Below are 18,204 nucleotides of genomic sequence, written 5' to 3'. Positions count from 1 at the left end.
GGGCGCGTGACTGCCAGGCGCAGGCCGTGGGAATTTGTAGAGCACACAAACCTCAAACCCTACCTCTGCTCCCAAAAAAACCAAGCAAGCCCCCTCCCCCCATCACCTTTTTAACGCTTTCGAGCCCTGCCCGTCGGCCTGAGGATGGCCGCTGCACGGCAACCCTGATAAAATCGCGCGCCTTCGCAGACCTCTGACGTTTCAGGCAGCCGCCGCTTACACAGCCGGCCTTGGCCGTCATGGTCGTTTTTAAGAATCCCTCCCTCCTAAAGGCCTGGATCAATGAGCAAGCAACCCTCCCTGAGCTACAAGGACGCCGGTGTAGACATCGACGCCGGCGAAGCACTGGTCGAACGCATCAAGGGCGTGGCAAAACGCACCGCACGCCCTGAAGTCATGGGTGGCCTGGGCGGCTTCGGCGCCCTCTGCGAGATCCCGGCCGGCTACAAGCAGCCGGTTCTGGTCTCCGGCACCGACGGCGTCGGCACCAAGCTGCGCCTTGCCCTGAACCTGAACAAGCACGACAGCATCGGCCAGGACCTGGTCGCCATGTGCGTCAACGACCTGGTGGTATGCGGTGCCGAGCCGCTGTTCTTCCTCGACTACTACGCCACTGGCAAGCTCAACGTCGACGTCGCCGCCACCGTAGTCACCGGCATCGGTGCCGGCTGTGAACTGGCCGGTTGCTCGCTGGTCGGTGGCGAAACCGCCGAGATGCCTGGCATGTACGAAGGCGAAGACTACGACCTGGCCGGCTTCTGCGTCGGCGTCGTGGAAAAGGCCGAGATCATCGACGGCTCCAAGGTTGCCACCGGTGACGCGCTGATCGCCCTGCCGTCTTCCGGTCCGCACTCCAACGGCTACTCGCTGATCCGCAAGATCCTCGAAGTGTCCGGCACCGACATCGAAAACACCCAGCTCGACGGCCAGCCACTGACCGACCTGCTGATGGCGCCGACCCGCATCTACGTCAAACCGCTGCTGCAATTGATCAAGCAGACCGGCGCAGTCAAGGCCATGGCCCACATCACCGGTGGCGGCCTGCTGGACAACATCCCGCGCGTACTGCCAAAGAACGCCCAGGCCGTGGTCGACGTGGCCAGCTGGCAGCGCCCGGCGGTATTCGACTTCCTGCAGGCACAAGGCAACGTTGACGAGCATGAAATGCACCGCGTACTGAACTGCGGCGTCGGCATGGTCATCTGCGTGGCCCAGGACCAGGTCGAAAACGCCCTGAACGTGCTGCGTGCAGAAGGCGAACAGCCTTGGGTCATCGGCCGCATCGAGCAGGCCGCCGAAGGCGCCGCCCAGGTCGAGCTGCAGAACCTCAAGGCACACTGATGCCGAGCAAGACCTGCAATGTAGTGGTACTGCTGTCGGGTTCCGGCAGCAACCTGCAAGCCCTGATCGACAGCTGCCGCAGTGAAGACAGCCCGGTGCGCATCCGTGCGGTGGTTTCCAACCGCGCCGACGCCTACGGCCTGCAGCGCGCTGCAGCCGCTGGCATCGATACCGCCGTAGTGGACCACACCGGCTTCGACGGCCGCGAAGCCTTCGATGCGGCGCTGATGGCACGCATCGACGGCTTTGCGCCCGACCTGGTGGTGCTGGCCGGTTTCATGCGCATCCTCAGTGGCGGTTTCGTGCGCCACTATCAGGGCCGCCTGCTCAATATCCACCCGTCGCTGCTGCCCAAGTACAAGGGCTTGCATACCCATCGCCGGGCCCTGGAGGCAGGCGACGCCGAGCATGGCTGCAGCGTACACTTCGTCACCGAGGAACTCGATGGCGGCCCACTGGTCGTACAGGCTGTGGTACCGGTGACGTCGGACGACACCGCTGAAAGCCTGGCCCAGCGGGTTCACCACCAGGAACACCAGATCTACCCGCTGGCGGTGCACTGGTTCGCCGAAGGACGCTTGCGTCTGGGTGAACACGGTGCGTTACTGGATGGCCAGCCTCTGGCGGCCAGCGGTCACTTGATTCGACCCTAGGAGAATTTATGCGTCGCGCCCTGCTTTTGGCTCTCGCCGTGCTCGCCCTGCCCCTCCAGGCAGCTGATCTGAAGCCTTTCTCGGCCAGTTACACCGCCGACTGGAAGCAGCTGCCCATGAGCGGCACCGCCGAACGCAGCCTGGTCAAGAATGCCAATGGTACCTGGGACCTCAATTTCCGGGCTTCCATGATGATCGCCAGCCTGACCGAGCAAAGCACCCTGCGCCTGGAAAACGACACCCTGCTGCCGCAGAAGTATCACTTCGAACGTGGCGGCCTGGGCAAGGCGAAGAAGGTCGACCTGAACTTCGACTGGAACAGCAAGAAAGTCACCGGTAGCGACCGTGGCGATGCCGTCAGCCTGCCGCTCAACCGCGGCGTGCTGGACAAGTCGTCCTACCAGTTGGCGCTGCAGCATGACGTGGCCGCCGGCAAGAAGAGCATGACCTACCAGGTGGTCGATGGTGACGAGATCGACACCTACGACTTCCGCGTACTGGGCACCGAGAAGGTCACCACCAAGACCGGCCAGGTCGATGCGGTCAAGGTCGAGCGCGTGCGCGACCCGAGCCAAAGCAAGCGCATCACCGAGCTGTGGTTCGCCAAGAACTGGGACTACCTGCTGGTGCAACTGCGCCAGGTCGAAACCGATGGCAAGGAGTATGTGATCGTGCTGCAGGATGGCACGGTCGATGGCAAGCCGGTGAAGGGTAACTGATCAACCGCAGCCTGAAGCACCTGCAGCCCCGCCTTGTGCGGGGCTTCTTTTTGCCTGGCCACCCTTACATGAAACTTGTTTCATGCCCGTTTTATTTACTTAGGCTGCTAACAAACTCTATAAAGAAGACCTGCGACACAGTGCCGCAGCCAACTGAAAAGTGGAGTTTACCGATGACAGTCCAAGTAACCGAACGCGACGAATCGAAAATGTCCCACGAAGGCCTGGCCGCTGGCGTGCGGATCTGGGATGTGCACCAGCAGGGCCAACTGGTCGGAATGTTCCACAACGAACATGAAGCCCACCAGTATCGGGTAGAGCTCGAAGACCTGGAAAACCTGCGCGCCACGCAATGACACCGCCTTCAAAAAAAACCCCGCCTAGGCGGGGTTTGTCATGCTTACCACATCAGGTCGTCAGGGATCTTGTAAGCCGCATAAGGGTCATCCTCGTTGGCCTCTTCGACGTGGGTGTTGAGCAGCAGCACGCGATGCGGGTCGCGCTCCTGGATCTTCACCGCCGCCTCACGCGGAATCACCTCGTAGCCGCCAGCGAAGGAGACCACCGCCAGCGAGCCATTGCTCAGCTTGCTGCGCATCAGGGCATTGACGGCAATGCGCTTGACCTTTTTGTCGTCAACGAAGTTGTAGTAGTCCTCGCTGTTGAGCTTGGGCAGGCGAGTCGCTTCGATCAACTGCTTGACCTGCGCGGCGCGGGCCTTTTGCTCGGCCTTTTCCTGCTGCTGGCGGTTCAGCTCCTGGTCACGCTTGGCCTTGTCAGCCATGGCTTCCTTGGCGAGGCGCTGCTGGGTGTCATCCACCTCGACCTGGCCTTTGTGCTCCAGGCGCTTTTGTTTCTTTTCGGCTTTGTTGGTCTGCGAGACCTGTTTCTGGTTGACCAGACCGGCTTTGAGCAATTGGTCGCGAAGGGAAAGGCTCATGAATTCACTCACTTATGCAACAGCTCAGCCGCAGCTGGGCAGGTTCTTTTCCTGACGTTTGGCTTCACCCCAAAGGGCATCCAGCGCGTCAAGGCTACAATCTTCGATGGGCCGACCGCTGTCGCGCAATGCCTGTTCGATAAAGCGGAAACGTCGCTCGAACTTGCGGTTGGCGCGGCGCAGGGCATGCTCCGGGTCTTGCTTGAGGTGGCGGGCCAGGTTGACGGTGGCGAACAGCAGATCGCCGACCTCGTCTTGTAGCGCATCGGCATCACCGTCGGCCATGGCCTGCAGGACTTCATCCAGCTCCTCGCGGACCTTGTCCAGCACCGGCAATGCGTCAGGCCAGTCGAAACCGACCGTGGCCGCACGCTTCTGCAGTTTGGCTGCCCGCGACAGCGCCGGCAATGCCGCAGGCACATCATCGAGCAGCGACAGCTGTTCAGGCTCGCTCTTTTCGGCGCGCTCTTCGGCCTTGATCTGTTCCCAGCGCAACTTGACCTCGGCCTCGCTCAGGCTGGGCGTGCCCACCGGTGCGTACAGCTCGCCGGTGGGGAATACGTGCGGGTGGCGGCGGATCAGCTTGCGGGTGATGCTGTCGACCACCCCGTCAAAGGCGAAACGCCCCTCTTCCCGGGCCAGTTGGCTGTAGTAGACCACCTGGAACAACAGGTCGCCGAGCTCGCCCTGCAAGTGCTCGAAATCGCCGCGCTCGATGGTGTCGGCGACCTCGTAGGCTTCTTCGAGGGTGTGCGGGACGATGCTGGCGTAGTCCTGCTGCAAATCCCACGGGCAGCCATGTTGCGGGTCACGCAGGCGGGCCATGAGGTGCAGCAGGTCTTCGAGGGTGTAGGTCATTAAGGTCCTCCGGTGGTGGCTGCTCGCGGGTGAACCCGCGAAGCTGCCACCCCAGTCTCAAGGCGTACGATTACGCCGCGTCTCGATGATGTTCGGCAACTGCGAGATCCGCCCCAGCAAGCGCCCAAGCGCATCCAGGCCTGGAATCTCGATGGTCAGCGACATCAACGCCGTGTTGTCTTCCTTGTTCGAGCGGGTGTTGACCGCCAGCACGTTGATCTTCTCGTTGAGCAGTACCTGCGACACGTCACGCAGCAAGCCTGGGCGGTCGTAGGCACGGATGACGATGTCGACCGGGTAGGTCTGCACCGGGATCGGCCCCCAACTGACCTGGATCATCCGCTCTGGCTCCTTGCCTGCCAGTTGCAGCACCGAAGCGCAGTCCTGGCGGTGGATGCTCACACCCCGGCCCTGGGTGATATAGCCGACGATGGCATCGCCTGGCAGCGGCTGGCAGCAGCCGGCCATCTGCGTCAGCAGGTTGCCGACACCCTGGATCTGGATATCGCCGCGCTTGCCGGTACGCGGCCCGGTGGGCTTGCGTTGCACCAGCTCGATCTGCTCGATGCGCTCGGGCTCGAGCAATTGCTGGGCGGCGTTGACCAGGTGCGCCAGGCGCAGATCACCGGCACCCAGCGAGGCGAACATGTCTTCGGCGGTCTTGACATTGGTCTTCTCGGCCAGGCGCTCGAAGTCCACCTGGGGCAGGCCCAGGCGGCTGAGTTCACGTTCGAGCAAGGTCTTGCCGGCCGCCACGTTCTGGTCGCGTGCCTGCAGTTTGAACCAATGGACAATCTTCGCCCGCGCCCGCGAGGTGGTGACGTAACCCAGGTTGGAGTTCAACCAGTCACGGCTGGGGTTGCCGTGTTTGCTGGTGATGATCTCGACCTGCTCGCCCGTCTGCAGGCTGTAGTTGAGCGGCACGATACGCCCGTTGATCTTGGCGCCGCGGCAGTTGTGACCGATTTCGGTGTGCACGCGGTAGGCGAAGTCCAGCGGTGTGGCGCCCTTGGGCAGGTCGATGGCATGGCCGTCGGGGGTGAACACATAGACCCGGTCAGGCTCGATGTCGACCCGCAGCTGTTCGGCCAGGCCGCCGATGTCACCCAGCTCTTCATGCCACTCGAGCACCTGGCGCAGCCAGGAAATCTTCTCTTCGTAGTGATTGGAGCTGGGCTTGACGTCGGTGCCCTTGTAGCGCCAGTGCGCGCACACGCCCAGTTCGGCTTCCTCGTGCATGCCATGGGTACGGATCTGCACCTCCAGCACCTTGCCCTCGGGGCCGATCACCGCCGTGTGCAACGAGCGGTAGCCGTTCTCCTTGGGGTTGGCGATGTAGTCGTCGAACTCCTTGGGGATGTGCCGCCACAGCGTATGAACGATGCCCAATGCGGTGTAGCAGTCGCGGATCTCCGGCACCAGCACGCGCACTGCGCGCACATCGTAGATCTGGCTGAATTCCAGGCCTTTGCGCTGCATCTTGCGCCAGATCGAATAGATGTGTTTTGCCCGGCCACTGATATCGGCATTCACGCCGGTGGCCAGCAGTTCGTTCTGCAACTGGTTCATCACGTCGCTGATGAAGCGCTCGCGGTCCAGCCGGCGCTCGTGCAGGAGCTTGGCGATCTGTTTGTACTGGTCGGGTTCGAGGTAACGGAAAGACAGGTCTTCCAGCTCCCACTTGATGTGACCGATACCCAGGCGGTGAGCCAGTGGTGCATAGATGTCGAACACTTCGCGCGCGACACGCAGGCGTTTATCGTCGTCGGCAGCCTTGACCGCGCGGATTGCACAGGTGCGCTCGGCCAGCTTGATCAGCGCCACGCGCACATCGTCGACCATGGCCACGAGCATCTTGCGCAGGTTCTCGACCTGCGCCTGGGAGCCCAGCACCAACGATTGGCGCGGGCTGAGACTGGCACTGATGGCCGCCATGCGCAGCACGCCGTCGATCAATTTGGACACCACCGGCCCAAAGCGCTGACTGACTTCGGCCAAGGTCACTTTGCCTTCGCGCACCGAGCGATAGATGACGGCCGCTACCAGCGAATCCTGGTCGAGCTTGAGGTCGGCGAGAATTTCGGCGATCTCCAGGCCCGCCTGGAAGCTGGACGTACCGTCGGCCCAGGAATGCTTGGCAGGGTTACCCTTTCTCTCGACTTCGTGAGCGAACTCGCAGGCTTCTTTGAGTTCCGCGCGATTCAGGGCCGAATCGACGCTTACCACATGATCCAGCCATGCTTCGAGATTGATACTGCCGTCGGTGTTGACCGGCTGGTGCACTCTCACCTGTACCATCTTTGTTTTACCTTTCCATACAGCGCACCACGCGGGTACGCAGGCTTCCACTGTGCGGCCGCCATTCCCTGGCAACCCCACCAACGGGCCAGTCTGCTAGCCCGCCTCGAATAACGCCATGGCCTCGACATGCGCCGTCTGAGGAAACATGTCGAGAATCCCGGCCCTTTTTAACCGGTACCCCTGACCGACCAGCACCTGGGCGTCTCGCGCCAGCGTGGCCGGGTTGCACGATACGTAGACCAGCCGCTTGGCCTTGAGGCGGGCGATATCTCGCACCACCTCGAAAGCACCGTCGCGCGGTGGATCCAAGAGTACCGCAGAAAAGCCTTCGGCGGCCCATTCGGCACCTGCCAAAGGCTGCGATAAATCGGCCTGAAAAAACCGTGCGTTATGCACATTGTTGTTTCGGGCATTGGCCGCAGCCCGATCGACCATGGCCTGTACACCTTCCACCGCCACCACTTCACGGGCCTGGCGGGCCAGCGGCAGGGCAAAGTTGCCCAGGCCGCAGAACAGGTCCAGCACACGCTCGTCGGCCGTGGGTGCGAGCCAGGCCAGGGCCTGCTCGATCATCGCCGTGTTGACCTGCGCGTTGACCTGCACGAAGTCGCCGGGGCGCCAGGCCAGTTCCAACTGCCAGGGCTCAAGGGCAAAGCCCAGTTTCGCGGCCGTATCCACGGGCGCCGGCTCACCTTCACCCTGCAGCCAGAGCTGCGCCCCGGCCTCGCTGCAAAATGCCTGCAGGCGTGCCAGGTCATCTTCCGCCAGCGGCGCGACATGGCGTACCAGCACGGCTTCGGCAGTGCCGCTGAACAGCTCGACATGGCCGATTACCTGCGGTTTGCTCAACGCACGCAAGGCGGTCGGCAAGTGACGCAGAATCGACTGCAAGGGCTGTACCAGCACCGCGCATTCGTCGATGGAAATGATCTCCTGACTGGCTTCGGCACGGAAGCCGACTTCCAGCTGACGCGCCTTGATGTCCCAGCGCACGGCTACCCGCGCCCGGCGTCGGTAGCCGAATTCCGGCCCGCTCAGCGGGGCGGCCCATGCTTCGGGTTGTAGGCCGGCAACCCGCTGCAGTTGCTCGGCCAGCGTGCGCTGCTTGAGCGCCAGTTGCCCTTCGTGGGGCAAATGCTGCAGGTTGCAGCCACCACAGCGGGCATAGTGCCGGCACGGCGCCTCGCGCCGTTCGGGGCTGGCCTGCAGCACGCGTTCCAGGCGCGCCTCCACCACCTTGCCGCGGGCATTGAGCACGCGGGCCTCGACGGCCTCACCGGCCAACGCGCCGCTGACGAACCAGGTACGCCCTTCATGGAATGCGATGCCACGGCCGTCACCGGCCAGGCGCTCGATATCCAGGCGCTGTTTCTTGCCCACGGGAACCTGAGGGCTACGGTTGCCACCGGCTGGCTGGAAGCGCAGGCCGCTGTTGCTTTTCTTCTTGGACATTTAGCTCGGGTCAAACAGGCCAGTGGACAGGTATCGGTCACCACGGTCGCAGATGATTGCGACCATTACCGCGTTTTCCACCTCGCGAGACAGGCGCAGCATCGCCGCGACCGCACCGCCGGAAGACACGCCGCAGAAAATGCCCTCTTCACGGGCAAGGCGGCGGGTGATGTCTTCGGCTTCCTGCTGCGACATGTCAACCACGCGGTCCACGCGGCTGGCGTCGAAGATTTTCGGCAGGTATTGCTCCGGCCACCGACGGATGCCCGGGATAGCCGAGCCTTCCATCGGCTGCAGGCCGATGATCTGCACCGCCGGGTTCTGCTCCTTGAGGTACTGCGAGCAGCCCATGATGGTGCCGGTGGTACCCATGGAACTGACGAAATGGGTGATGTTGCCCTGGGTCTGCTGCCAGATCTCCGGGCCGGTGCTGTTGTAGTGGGCGATCGGGTTGTCGCCATTGGCGAACTGGTCGAGCACCAGGCCGCGGCCTTCGGCCTGCAGCTTCTCGGCGAGGTCACGGGCACCTTCCATGCCCTCCTCCTTGGTCACCAGGATCAACTCGGCGCCGTAGGCCGTCATGGCGGCCTTGCGTTCGGCGGTGGAGTTGTCCGGCATGATCAGGATCATCTTGTAACCCTTGATCGCTGCCGCCATCGCCAGGGCGATGCCGGTGTTGCCCGAGGTGGCCTCGATCAGCGTGTCGCCAGGTTTGATCTGGCCGCGCAGTTCGGCGCGGGAGATCATCGACAGCGCCGGGCGGTCCTTGACCGAGCCGGCGGGATTGTTGCCTTCGAGCTTGAGCAGAAGCGTGTTGCTGGTCTCTCCGGCAATGCGCTGCAGGCGAACCAGGGGCGTATTGCCGACGCAATCGGCGATGGTTGGGTACTGCAAGGTCATGGCGTATTTCACAATCCGGACGGCAGGGGCGCCTATCATACCGGCAAACCTTTCCCGGCCATATCACGCAATCTGTGATGCATATAGCTACACGCTATAAGCGGTGCGCTGCGGCCGCTTGTCGTCCTGTTCGCGGCCAACGGGTTCATGCGCGGGCAGGCGCATCCACAAGCGCAGGCCCCGCTTGCCATTCTCCGCCCACAAGGTCCCGCCCTGGCGCTGGATGGCGCTGCGGGCAATGCTCAACCCCAAGCCGAACCCGCCGTCGCCGGGGCGCGAACCATCCAGCCGGGAAAACGGCGCGAAGATCCGTTCCAGGTCCTCCTCGGCCACGCCCCGGCCTTCATCCTCCAGCCACAGCCACCAGTGGTTGCCCTCGCGCTGCCCGCCGAGGCGCACCTGGCCGTCGGCCGGCGAGTGACGGATGGCATTGCGCAGCAGGTTTTCCAGCGCCTGGGCCAGGTAATTGAGGTTGCCTTGCACCCAGCAACTGGCGGGCAGTTCGCAGCGCAGCCGCGCGGGTGACCAGCCGCTTTCGTAACTGGCATCTTCGGCGAGCAGGTCCCACAGCGCCTGGACCTGGATCGGCTCCAGGTTCATCGGCGCGCGCTCGGCGTCTTGCCAGGCCAGCTGCAAGGTGCCCTCGACCAGTTGCTGCATGCAGTCCACCTCACGCGCCAGCCGCTCGCGCAGGCCCTGCAGGTCGGTTTCGCCGTCACAGGCCACACGCAGCCGGCTAAGCGGCGTGCGCATTTCGTGGGACAGGTCGCGCAACATCTGCTGCTGCAGGGCCACGGTGCCCTGTAGCCGGTCGGCCATCTGGTCGAACGCCCGGGCCAGCTCGCCAAGCTCGTCATGCCGGGCGATGGTGCGCGGGTCGAGGCGCGCCGACAGTTGGTCGGCGCGCCAGGCATTGGCCTGCTCACGCAACTGGTTGAGCGGCACGATCAGCATGCGGTACAGGCCCACGCACAGCAGCAGGGTGAACAGGCCAGGGATGATGCCGTTGGTCACCACCCGCCACAGTACGCGGTACTGGCCGGGGTTGAGGCGTTCGGGCAGCTCGATCACCAGCATGCCCTGCTCCGGCGCCCCCGGGAATGGAATGCGCAGCCAAGGTTGGTCGACACTGCGCCGGCTCATGGGCCAGTCGACGCTGCGCAGGCGCGTCAGCCTTTGCATGATATCGGGGCGCAGGGTGGCGCTGTCGAGCGGCCGCAGGTTGCTGTCGAGCACGCCGACCCAGCCGCGCTCGCGCTGGTGCATCTCGCCCACCCACTGGTCCAGCCCTGCTCGCCCGCCGCTGCGCCAGGCCCGTTCGGCCTCGGCCGCGTAGCCGCGCAGCAACTGCCGCGCCGGCTCGGAAAGGAAGGCGTTCTGGGTTTCCATGTGCCGGCCCCAGGTGTAGCTCAGGCCGATCATCAGCAGGCAGAAGCCCACCAACAGAATGGCCAGCTTCCAGAACAGTGAATGGCGGTCGAGCATGGCCTACTCCATTTCGCTGGCGCTGAGCACGTAGCCCTTGCCCCAGACGGTGCGGATCTGCCGCTCCTGGTAGCCGATGCCCTTGAGCTTGCGGCGAATCTGGCTGACGTGCATGTCCAGGCTGCGATCATGCCGCGAGTAACCCCGCTGCAGAACCTGCTGATAAAGGAAGGGTTTGCTCAGCACCTCATCCAGGTTGCGGTTGAGGATCTCGAGCAGCCGGTATTCGCTCGGGGTGAGGCCGGCCAGGCGCCCTTCGAGCCGTACATCGCTGAGCGCTTCGTCAAACTGCAAACCGCCTGAAACGGCTTCCTGCTGCGGCTGATGACGCCGCTCCAGGGCCACACGCCGCAGGATCGCCTCGATGCGCACCTGCAGTTCGGCCATGCTGAAGGGCTTGGGCAGGTAGTCGTCGGCGCCCCGCTGAAAACCGCTGATACGATCGGCCTCGGCGCCCAGCGCCGACATCAGAATTACCGGCGTGGCGCTGCGCAGGCGCAACTGGGCCAGTGCATCCAGGCCGTTGAGCCCAGGCAGCAGGATGTCCATGAGCACCACATCGAAGGCCTGACGGCCTGCCGTTTCAAGGCCTTCGAGGCCATTGCGGCACCAGGTCACCTGGAAACCACCCCGCTGCAGCTCTTCGTGCAGATAGGCGCCCAGCACCGGGTCATCCTCGATCGCGAGGATGTTGGAGGTGTGAATAGCTACGGGATTCATTAGCAACTGCCATGCATTCTCAATTGCGCAATTATTGAGCATCCGCTCGGCTGTAAGCAACCGCCCTGCGACCAATGCCTTGCCAAGGCCACGAAAAGACAGACAAATGAGTGCAATACCGGAACAGGCGGAGTAACTTCCCGGCTTGGTCCGTCACGCGGTTGACGGCGTCCAGGCACATGACAGGAGGCAAGTGTGCTCGATCGTTTGGGAATCAGAAGCCGGGTCCTGTTGTTGGCCCTGCTGCCTGCCGGCCTGATGGCGCTGGTACTGGGCAGTTATTTCACCTGGTTGCAGCAAAGCGATTTGCGCACCCAGCTGCTGCAACGCGGCAAGATGATCGCCGAGCAACTGGCGCCACTGGCTGCGCCCGCCATGGCCCGCCTGGCGCCCGCGCAACTGGAGCGGATTGCCGCACAGACCCTGGAGCAAGCCGATGTGCGCGCCGTTGCCTTCCTTGCCCCGGACCGCACGCGCCTGGCCCATGCCGGCCCGAGCATGCTCAACCAGCCGCCAAGCGGCGGCACCGGCACCCAGTTGCTGCAACGCACCGGCAATGATGCCACCCGCTACCTGATGCCGGTCTTCGGCCACCACCGCGACCTGGCCACCGATGCGGTGCCAGCCGAGGCCGAACGCCTGCTGGGCTGGGTCGAAATCGAACTGTCGCATGACGGCACCCTGCTGCGGGGCTACCGCAACCTGTTCACCAGCCTGTTGCTGATCCTCGCCTGCCTGGCCCTCAGTGGCCTGCTGGCCCTGCGCATGAGCCGCACCATCAACGACCCGATCAAACGCATCAAGCACACGGTCAATCAGCTCAAGGACGGCCACCTCGACGAACGCCTGCCGGCCATGGGCAGCCATGAGCTGGACGAGCTGGCCCGCGGCATCAACCGCATGGCCGAGACCCTGCACAGTGCCCATGAAGAGTTGCAGCACAGCATCGACCAGGCCACCGAGGACGTGCGCCAGAACCTGGAAACCATCGAGATCCAGAACATCGAGCTGGACATGGCCCGCAAGGAAGCCCTGGAGGCCAGCCGGATCAAGTCGGAGTTCCTGGCCAACATGAGCCACGAGATCCGCACCCCGCTCAACGGCATCCTCGGTTTCACCCACCTGCTGCAGAAAAGCGAACTGACGCCGCGCCAGCTGGATTACCTGAGCACCATCGAGAAGTCCGCCGACAACCTGCTGGGGATCATCAACGAGATCCTCAACTTCTCCAAGATCGAGGCCGGCAAGCTGGTGCTCGACAGCATTCCGTTCAACCTGCGCGACCTGGTCCAGGACACCCTCACCATCCTCGCCCCTGCCGCCCACGCCAAGCAGCTCGAACTGCTCAGCCTGATCTACCGTGACACCCCGTCTTCACTGGTCGGCGACCCACTGCGCCTCAAGCAGATCCTCACCAACCTGGTGAGCAACGCCATCAAGTTCACCCGCGAAGGCACGATCGTCGTGCGCGCCATGCTCGAGGACGAACGCGAAGACAGCGCACAGCTTCGCATCAGCGTGCAGGACACCGGTATCGGCTTGTCTCCGCAGGATGTGCGCACCCTGTTCCAGGCCTTCAGCCAGGCCGACAACTCGCTGGCTCGCCAGCCCGGTGGCACCGGCCTGGGCCTGGTGATTTCCAAGCGCCTGATCGAGCAGATGGGCGGCGAGATCGGCGTCGACAGCACGCCGGGTGAAGGCTCGCAGTTCTGGATCAGCCTCAACCTGCCCAAGGCCCACGACGATGCCGAAGACCTGCCGCTGCAACCGCTGCTGGGGCGGCGCGCGGCCATCGTCGACAGCCATGAGCTGGCGCGCCAGGCACTGGAGCACCAGCTTGAGGACTGCGGCCTGAGCGTCAGCCTGTTCGCTTCTTTCGATCAACTGCTGCATGCCGTGCAGGCCGCCCATCAAGCTGGCCACCCGTTCGACTTCGCAGTGCTCGGCGCCAACCTGGGCAACCTCACCCCAGAGCAGCTCGGGGAATATCACCTGCACCTTGAGCGCTACCAATGCCAATGCGTGGTGTTGTGCCCGACCACCGAGCAGGCGCTGTATCACCCCTACCTGCCCAATGGGCATGGCCAGTTGCTGTCCAAACCGACCTGTACGCGCAAGTTGCGCCGGCTGCTGCTGGAGCTGGTGCAGCCACGTCGCCCGCTCGGCGAGCCAAACGTCCACAGCGGCCAGCGCCAGCCGAAGATCCTCTGCGTTGATGACAATGCGGCCAACTTGCTGCTGGTGCAGACCCTGCTCGAAGACCTCGGTGCCGAGGTACTGGCGGTGGACAATGGCTACGCGGCGGTGCAGGCAGTACAGGACGAGCCGTTCGACCTGGTGCTGATGGACGTGCAGATGCCCGGCATGGATGGCCGCGCCTGTACCGAGCAGATCCGCCTGTGGGAAAACGCCCAGAACGGCAGCCCGCTGCCGATCGTCGCCCTCACCGCGCATGCCATGGCCAACGAGAAACGCGCCCTGCTGCATGCTGGCATGGATGACTACCTGACCAAGCCGATCAGCGAGCGGCAGTTGGCCCAGGTGGTGATGAAGTGGACCGGCCTGAGCCTTGGCATGCCACAGCAGGAACGCCTGGCAGAACAACTGGCCAACAGTGACGAACTGAAGGTGCTGGACCCCGAGGAGGGCTTGCGCCTGGCAGCCGGCAAGCCCGACCTGGCGGCCGACATGCTGGCCATGCTGCTGGCGTCGCTGGAATCCGATCGCGAGGCGATACGCGCTGCGCGTGAAGCGCACGATCACACCACGCTGATCGAGCAGGTACACCGCCTCAACGGCGCTTCGCGTTATTGCGGCGTGCCGCAACTACGGGCGGCATGCCAGCGCAGCGAGACCTTGCTCAAACAGGAGCATCCGCTTGCACAGCAGGCACTGGATGAGCTGGACAGCGCGATCAATCGGCTGGCCTGTCAGGCTCACCTGAATGCCTGACAGGCCAGGCGGCTACAATACCCAGCCCCTCGCAAAGGAAGCCCGACCATGCGCGCCCTGTTGTTCAGCAGCCAGCACTACGACCAGGAGAGTTTTACCCAGGCCGCCGCCGGCACTTTACTGGACCTGCACTTCCAGCCTGCCCGCCTGACCCTGGACACCGCGCCCCTCGCCGATGGCTACGAGGTGGTCTGCGCCTTCATCAACGATGAACTCGACGCCCAGGTGCTGGCGCGCCTGGCTGCGGGCGGCACGCGCCTGATCGCCCTGCGCTCGGCGGGCTACAACCATGTCGACCTGAACGCCGCCCAACGCCTGGGTCTGGCCGTGGTACGGGTACCGGCCTACTCGCCACACGCCGTGGCCGAGCACGCCGTGGCCCTGATCCTCGCCCTCAACCGGCGGCTGCACCGGGCCTACAACCGCACCCGCGAAGGCGACTTCACTTTGCACGGCCTGACCGGCTTCGACCTGCACGGCAAGACCGTCGGGGTGGTCGGCACCGGCCAGATCGGCGTTGCCTTCGCCCGCATCATGGCCGGCTTCGGCTGCCAGTTGCTGGCCTACGACCCCTACCCCAACCCGGAGCTGCTGGCCCTCGGCGCCCGCTACCTGGCACTGCCCGAGTTGCTGCGCGAAGCGCGCATCATCAGCCTGCATTGCCCGCTGACCGAGCACACCCGGCACCTGATCAACGCGCAGAGCCTCGCGCAGTTGCAACCCGGGGCGATGCTGATCAACACCGGCCGAGGAGCCCTGGTCGACACCCCGGCCCTGATCGACGCGCTCAAGCGCGGCCAGCTCGGCTACCTTGGCCTGGATGTGTACGAGGAAGAGGCCCAGCTGTTTTTCGAAGACCGCTCCGACCTGCCACTGCAAGACGACGTGCTGGCCCGGCTGCTGACCTTCCCCAACGTGATCGTCACCGCCCACCAGGCCTTCCTGACCCGCGAAGCCCTGGACGCCATCGCCACCACCACGCTGGACAACATCAACTGCTGGATGGCAGGCAATCCACAGAATCTGGTATTGGGTTAATGCTAGGATACGCGGCATTTCTGGAGGACCCATGGTCGAGCACGATTTCCGCTACACCCTATTCAACCCGCAACACACCCTGATCGAGTGCCGCTCCCTGGTACCCGGCCGCTATCAGGTGACCGGCAACGGCGGTTCGATGCACAAGGGCGACACTTTGCTGGTCACCCTCAAGGGCAGCAAGGACTTGTCCATGCGCCTGTCCGTGGAAAGCGTGCGACACCTGATCAACCCGCGCGGCCAGTGGGTCGCCGTGGCCAGCGGCCCGGTGTTCAACGAACTGGAAATCCTCAACTGGCAGGTCGCGTGCGACCAGTGCGACGCACTGCTGGATTTCGAGTTCGCGGTGGACGCCAAGCTGGGCAAGAAAGCCCGCCAACCGGCTGCCAGCACACGTATCGCTGAGCTGGGCTGGGCCAGCCGTGGCGAAAAGCACCTGTGCCCGCGTTGCCAGGAGAGCGCTGCGTGAAAAATCTGCTGACCGGCGTGCTGATTGCCACCAGCCTGCTCGGCTGCGCCGCGCAACCGTCGAAGCTGCAGCAGGAGCGCAGCTATGTGCTGGAGTGGATCGGCGAGCGCCCGCTGATTGACTACAGCCACCTCACCCTGACCCTGGCCAGTGATGGTCGCGCGTATGGCAATGGTGGCTGCAACCACTGGTTTGCACCTTATACGCTGGACGGCGAGCAGCTGAGCTTCGGCAAGGTCGGCAAAACCCGCAAACTGTGCGCACCGGCGCTGATGGAGCAGGAAAAACGCTTCTTGCAGGCGCTGGAGACCGTACAGCGCTGGGATGTGTCGCCGGTGGAGCAGTTGCGCTTCTGGCCGGCCGAGGGCAAGCCATTGCGGTTCTGGCCTGAGGAAGGCTGAAGGTAATGGGGCTGCTGTGCAGCCCCATTTACATCAAGCGCCCTTCAGCGCCTTGATCTTGGCCTGCAGCCCTTCCAGGGTCTGCTCACCCATCAGTTGCTCACGCACCTTGCCCTTGTCATCGATGATGTAGGTCACCGGCAGCGCCTCGCTGCGTGGCAGCTCATAACGCTCGGCCGGGTCCTGCGCCAGCACGGTAAAGCCGATGCCCAAGGTGTCGGCAGCCTGCTTCAGGTCCTGGCCCTGCAAGCCATCGAAGTTCACCCCAACCACCTTGATACCGTCCGCTGCCCATTGCTTGGCCGCCGCGTTCAGTTCAGGGATTTCGGTACGGCACGGGCCGCACCATTCGGCCCAGTAGTTGAGCACCAGCCAGTGCCCCTCGATCTGCTCGGCCTTTACCGTGTTGCCGTGTTGGTCCACGCCGTAGTCGGCACCGCAACCACCGAGCAAAAGGCTCGCGGTGATGGCCAGTACTGCTGCCAAACGCCTTGCCATGGGTCAATCCTTCTCGAAGTTTCAAGCAAATGGTTCAGTCGCTGCGGTTAGAATAGCCGCCACACCCAGCTGGATGCGACCCGACATGACTGACCTGACGCTCTATCATAACCCGCGCTGCTCTAAATCCCGCGGCGCGCTGGAACTGCTCGAAGCCCGTGGCCTGACGCCAACCATCGTGCGCTACCTCGAGACACCGCCGGACACCGCCACCCTGGCAGCCCTGCTCGGCAAGCTGGGGATCGCCCCGCGCCAGCTGCTGCGCACCGGCGAAGACGAATACAAGGACCTGAACCTGGCCAACCCAGCCCTGACCGACGCGCAACTGATCGACGCCATGGCTCAGCACCCTAAGCTGATCGAGCGGCCGATCCTGGTGGCCGGCGACCGTGCCGTGATCGGCCGCCCGCCGGAGAAGGTGCTGGAGATCCTGCCGTGAGCCAGCCCTTCATCCTGGTGTTGTATTACAGCCGCCATGGCTCCACCAGCGAGATGGCCCGGCACATCGCCCGCGGTATCGAAATGGCCGGTATGGAGGCACGCCTGCGCACGGTGCCGGCGATTTCTACCGAATGCGAAGCCGTGGCCCCGGACATCCCGGCCAGCGGCGCGCTGTACGCCACCCTCGACGACCTGCGCCATTGCGCCGGCCTGGTGCTGGGCAGCCCGACCCGCTTCGGCAACATGGCCGCGCCGCTGAAGTACTTCCTCGACGGCACCAGCAGCCTGTGGCTGGGCGGTGAGCTAGTCGGCAAGCCGGCTGGGGTGTTCACCTCCACCGCCAGCCTGCACGGTGGCCAGGAAACCACCCTGCTGTCGATGATGCTGCCGCTGATGCACCACGGCATGCTGGTGATGGGCCTGCCCTACAGCGAGTCGGCATTGCTCGAAACGCGTGGCGGCGGTACACCGTACGGCGCCAGCCACCATGCCGGTGCCGACGGCAAGCGTGAGCTCGATCAGCACGAAATCACCCTGTGCCGCGCCCTCGGCCAACGCCTGGCAACCACGGCCAAGGCCCTGGAGGCCGCGCGTGGCTAGAAAGCCCAAGGTGTTGCCGCCGCTGGACTGGCTGGCACCGCGCCTGCGCCTGACGCGGGCGTTGAGCCTGGCCTGCTTTTTTGGGCTGATCGCGTTGCTGGTGGCGAACAACCTGTGGTTCGCCAACTTGCACGGGGCACGGGTCGAGGTAATTCTGGCGGTCGAGCTGGTGCCGCTGCTGTTGCTGCTGCCGGGTATGCTCACGGGCAGTGCCCGGGCGCATGCCTGGACCTGCTTTGTGGTGAACATCTACTTCATCAAGGGGGTGCTGGCGGCGTTCGACCCGGCGCGGGCGGTGTTTGGCTGGATTGAGGTGATCGTGAGCCTGGGGCTGTTCGTCAGCGCGTTGCTGTTCGTGCGCTGGAAGTTCCAGCATGAGCGGCGCCTGGCGGGCGAAGGGGCTTGAGTTCAGGGCTGCTTTGCAGCCCCCGCAATT

The 18,204-nt window shown here is 64.1% G+C and carries 19 protein-coding genes; 11 read left to right on the top strand and 8 right to left on the bottom strand.

Annotated features, from left to right (window positions below):
- Positions 1 to 282: 282 nt before the first annotated feature.
- From purM to HU770_RS02600, 4 genes are all read left to right on the top strand, one after another.
- On the top strand, positions 283 to 1,341 hold the full coding sequence (gene purM / locus HU770_RS02615) for a phosphoribosylformylglycinamidine cyclo-ligase (RefSeq protein ID WP_033700811.1): 1,059 nt from the start codon (positions 283 to 285) through the stop codon (positions 1,339 to 1,341).
- On the top strand, positions 1,341 to 1,994 hold the full coding sequence (purN, locus tag HU770_RS02610) for a phosphoribosylglycinamide formyltransferase (RefSeq protein ID WP_186654555.1): 654 nt from the start codon (positions 1,341 to 1,343) through the stop codon (positions 1,992 to 1,994). The genes purM and purN overlap by 1 nt, the downstream gene beginning before the upstream one ends.
- A gap of 8 nt (positions 1,995 to 2,002) precedes the next feature.
- The gene (locus tag HU770_RS02605; RefSeq protein ID WP_186654554.1) at positions 2,003 to 2,713 is read left to right on the top strand and encodes a DUF3108 domain-containing protein; all 711 of its coding nucleotides are present in this window, start codon (positions 2,003 to 2,005) and stop codon (positions 2,711 to 2,713) included.
- Between the two features lie 173 nt (positions 2,714 to 2,886).
- Positions 2,887 to 3,069, top strand: coding sequence for a hypothetical protein (locus HU770_RS02600; RefSeq protein ID WP_033700816.1), 183 nt, complete (start codon positions 2,887 to 2,889; stop codon positions 3,067 to 3,069).
- A gap of 44 nt (positions 3,070 to 3,113) precedes the next feature.
- Here the strand turns inward: HU770_RS02600 and HU770_RS02595 are convergent, their stop codons facing one another.
- From HU770_RS02595 to HU770_RS02565, 7 genes are all read right to left on the bottom strand, one after another.
- On the bottom strand, positions 3,114 to 3,653 hold the full coding sequence (locus tag HU770_RS02595) for a DUF2058 domain-containing protein (protein WP_033700817.1): 540 nt from the start codon (positions 3,651 to 3,653) through the stop codon (positions 3,114 to 3,116).
- Between the two features lie 24 nt (positions 3,654 to 3,677).
- A complete protein-coding gene (mazG, locus tag HU770_RS02590) occupies positions 3,678 to 4,511 on the bottom strand; it encodes a nucleoside triphosphate pyrophosphohydrolase (protein ID WP_095064094.1) in 834 nt (277 codons plus the stop codon).
- Between the two features lie 57 nt (positions 4,512 to 4,568).
- On the bottom strand, positions 4,569 to 6,809 hold the full coding sequence (gene relA, locus HU770_RS02585) for a GTP diphosphokinase (RefSeq protein WP_033700819.1): 2,241 nt from the start codon (positions 6,807 to 6,809) through the stop codon (positions 4,569 to 4,571).
- 96 nt (positions 6,810 to 6,905) lie between these two features.
- Complete coding sequence (gene rlmD, locus HU770_RS02580; protein ID WP_186662988.1) at positions 6,906 to 8,264, bottom strand: 23S rRNA (uracil(1939)-C(5))-methyltransferase RlmD; 1,359 nt, start codon at positions 8,262 to 8,264, stop codon at positions 6,906 to 6,908.
- Positions 8,265 to 9,164: a cysteine synthase CysM gene (cysM, locus tag HU770_RS02575; RefSeq protein ID WP_186662987.1), complete on the bottom strand. Its 900-nt coding sequence runs from the start codon at positions 9,162 to 9,164 to the stop codon at positions 8,265 to 8,267.
- Positions 9,165 to 9,251: 87 nt separating this feature from the next.
- Positions 9,252 to 10,649: a sensor histidine kinase gene (locus HU770_RS02570; protein ID WP_186662986.1), complete on the bottom strand. Its 1,398-nt coding sequence runs from the start codon at positions 10,647 to 10,649 to the stop codon at positions 9,252 to 9,254.
- Between the two features lie 3 nt (positions 10,650 to 10,652).
- Positions 10,653 to 11,369 (bottom strand): response regulator transcription factor, encoded by a 717-nt coding sequence (locus HU770_RS02565; protein WP_186662985.1) that lies wholly within the window; start codon positions 11,367 to 11,369, stop codon positions 10,653 to 10,655.
- Positions 11,370 to 11,564: 195 nt separating this feature from the next.
- Here HU770_RS02565 and HU770_RS02560 point away from each other — a divergent pair, with 195 nt between their 5' ends.
- The 4 genes from HU770_RS02560 to HU770_RS02545 are packed head-to-tail and all read left to right on the top strand — an operon-like array spanning position 11,565 to position 16,229.
- Entirely contained in the window at positions 11,565 to 14,321 is a 2,757-nt protein-coding gene (locus tag HU770_RS02560; protein WP_186662984.1) for a response regulator, read from the top strand.
- Positions 14,322 to 14,369: 48 nt separating this feature from the next.
- Positions 14,370 to 15,359 carry a 2-hydroxyacid dehydrogenase gene (locus HU770_RS02555; protein ID WP_186654546.1) on the top strand — a complete coding sequence of 330 codons (990 nt, stop codon included), beginning with the start codon at positions 14,370 to 14,372 and terminating at the stop codon, positions 15,357 to 15,359.
- 31 nt (positions 15,360 to 15,390) lie between these two features.
- Complete coding sequence (locus HU770_RS02550; protein WP_186662983.1) at positions 15,391 to 15,828, top strand: hypothetical protein; 438 nt, start codon at positions 15,391 to 15,393, stop codon at positions 15,826 to 15,828.
- Positions 15,825 to 16,229 carry an META domain-containing protein gene (locus HU770_RS02545; RefSeq protein WP_186654544.1) on the top strand — a complete coding sequence of 135 codons (405 nt, stop codon included), beginning with the start codon at positions 15,825 to 15,827 and terminating at the stop codon, positions 16,227 to 16,229. The genes HU770_RS02550 and HU770_RS02545 overlap by 4 nt, the downstream gene beginning before the upstream one ends.
- A gap of 33 nt (positions 16,230 to 16,262) precedes the next feature.
- Here the strand turns inward: HU770_RS02545 and HU770_RS02540 are convergent, their stop codons facing one another.
- The gene (locus HU770_RS02540) at positions 16,263 to 16,727 is read right to left on the bottom strand and encodes a TlpA disulfide reductase family protein (protein ID WP_033700831.1); all 465 of its coding nucleotides are present in this window, start codon (positions 16,725 to 16,727) and stop codon (positions 16,263 to 16,265) included.
- Between the two features lie 85 nt (positions 16,728 to 16,812).
- Here HU770_RS02540 and arsC point away from each other — a divergent pair, with 85 nt between their 5' ends.
- The 3 genes from arsC to HU770_RS02525 are packed head-to-tail and all read left to right on the top strand — an operon-like array spanning position 16,813 to position 18,174.
- The gene (gene arsC, locus HU770_RS02535) at positions 16,813 to 17,166 is read left to right on the top strand and encodes an arsenate reductase (glutaredoxin) (protein ID WP_033700832.1); all 354 of its coding nucleotides are present in this window, start codon (positions 16,813 to 16,815) and stop codon (positions 17,164 to 17,166) included.
- Positions 17,163 to 17,768 (top strand): NAD(P)H:quinone oxidoreductase, encoded by a 606-nt coding sequence (wrbA, locus tag HU770_RS02530; protein ID WP_033700833.1) that lies wholly within the window; start codon positions 17,163 to 17,165, stop codon positions 17,766 to 17,768. Before arsC ends, wrbA begins: the two co-directional genes overlap by 4 nt.
- Entirely contained in the window at positions 17,761 to 18,174 is a 414-nt protein-coding gene (locus tag HU770_RS02525) for a DUF2069 domain-containing protein (protein WP_186654529.1), read from the top strand. Before wrbA ends, HU770_RS02525 begins: the two co-directional genes overlap by 8 nt.
- The last annotated feature ends 30 nt before the right edge of the window (positions 18,175 to 18,204 follow it).

The organism is Pseudomonas sp. SWRI68, from assembly GCF_014269165.1.
GTDB classification, from domain to species: domain Bacteria; phylum Pseudomonadota; class Gammaproteobacteria; order Pseudomonadales; family Pseudomonadaceae; genus Aquipseudomonas; species Aquipseudomonas capeferrum.
This window is presented reverse-complemented; position numbering and strand designations above follow the sequence as displayed.

What these genes read in the sequence shown, in the direction of transcription:
- purM (WP_033700811.1), top strand. Translation starts at nt 283, where the DNA reads ATGAGCAAGCAACCCTCCCTGAGCTACAAGGACGCCGGTGTAGACATC.
- purN (WP_186654555.1), top strand. Translation starts at nt 1,341, where the DNA reads ATGCCGAGCAAGACCTGCAATGTAGTGGTACTGCTGTCGGGTTCCGGC.
- HU770_RS02605 (WP_186654554.1), top strand. Translation starts at nt 2,003, where the DNA reads ATGCGTCGCGCCCTGCTTTTGGCTCTCGCCGTGCTCGCCCTGCCCCTC.
- HU770_RS02600 (WP_033700816.1), top strand. Translation starts at nt 2,887, where the DNA reads ATGACAGTCCAAGTAACCGAACGCGACGAATCGAAAATGTCCCACGAA.
- HU770_RS02595 (WP_033700817.1), bottom strand. Translation starts at nt 3,653, where the DNA reads ATGAGCCTTTCCCTTCGCGACCAATTGCTCAAAGCCGGTCTGGTCAAC.
- mazG (WP_095064094.1), bottom strand. Translation starts at nt 4,511, where the DNA reads ATGACCTACACCCTCGAAGACCTGCTGCACCTCATGGCCCGCCTGCGT.
- relA (WP_033700819.1), bottom strand. Translation starts at nt 6,809, where the DNA reads ATGGTACAGGTGAGAGTGCACCAGCCGGTCAACACCGACGGCAGTATC.
- rlmD (WP_186662988.1), bottom strand. Translation starts at nt 8,264, where the DNA reads ATGTCCAAGAAGAAAAGCAACAGCGGCCTGCGCTTCCAGCCAGCCGGT.
- cysM (WP_186662987.1), bottom strand. Translation starts at nt 9,164, where the DNA reads ATGACCTTGCAGTACCCAACCATCGCCGATTGCGTCGGCAATACGCCC.
- HU770_RS02570 (WP_186662986.1), bottom strand. Translation starts at nt 10,649, where the DNA reads ATGCTCGACCGCCATTCACTGTTCTGGAAGCTGGCCATTCTGTTGGTG.
- HU770_RS02565 (WP_186662985.1), bottom strand. Translation starts at nt 11,369, where the DNA reads ATGAATCCCGTAGCTATTCACACCTCCAACATCCTCGCGATCGAGGAT.
- HU770_RS02555 (WP_186654546.1), top strand. Translation starts at nt 14,370, where the DNA reads ATGCGCGCCCTGTTGTTCAGCAGCCAGCACTACGACCAGGAGAGTTTT.
- HU770_RS02550 (WP_186662983.1), top strand. Translation starts at nt 15,391, where the DNA reads ATGGTCGAGCACGATTTCCGCTACACCCTATTCAACCCGCAACACACC.
- HU770_RS02540 (WP_033700831.1), bottom strand. Translation starts at nt 16,727, where the DNA reads ATGGCAAGGCGTTTGGCAGCAGTACTGGCCATCACCGCGAGCCTTTTG.
- arsC (WP_033700832.1), top strand. Translation starts at nt 16,813, where the DNA reads ATGACTGACCTGACGCTCTATCATAACCCGCGCTGCTCTAAATCCCGC.